1 protein-coding gene is annotated in these 407 nt (G+C 67.1%); it reads right to left on the reverse strand.

Annotation, left to right across the window (positions count from 1 at the left end; all coding sequences use genetic code 11):
• Positions 1-112: 112 nt before the first annotated feature.
• A partial coding sequence (locus R1101_RS0125485) for a DUF402 domain-containing protein (protein WP_016935880.1) occupies positions 113-407 on the reverse strand: 295 nt, incomplete at its 5' end.

Genomic DNA, 407 nt, shown 5'->3' on the forward strand with positions numbered 1-407 from the left:
GTGCACTGCTTCGCCGGCCGAGGCAGATTATCATGTCCTTTGCGACAGTAACTTTTTCGCTCCCGTGCCCTGTGTTTCTGTGCAGGTGGTACCCACGTCGACGGCGTGAGCGTCAGCGCCAGGAGACGGGCGCGCCCCGCTCCCGGAGCCATGCGTCGAGATCGTGACCGTGCGCGGCGATGCCGTCCACCGCCCGCAGCGCCGTCTCGATCGCGATCTCGGCCGCCCCGGCATCGATCAGACCGGCGGTGACCGCGACGACCAGTTCGTCGATGTCCTCGACGGTGGTGTCGCGACCGGTGCGGACGATCAGGTCGAGATAGTGGTCGTGGGAGTGCCAGACGTCACCGTCGCGCCGGAACTCGCCGACGTCGACGTACCGGTCCTGATCGCGTTCGTTGCCCGGT

Source organism: Rhodococcus sp. R1101, from assembly GCF_000278445.1.
Taxonomy (GTDB): domain Bacteria; phylum Actinomycetota; class Actinomycetes; order Mycobacteriales; family Mycobacteriaceae; genus Rhodococcus; species Rhodococcus gordoniae.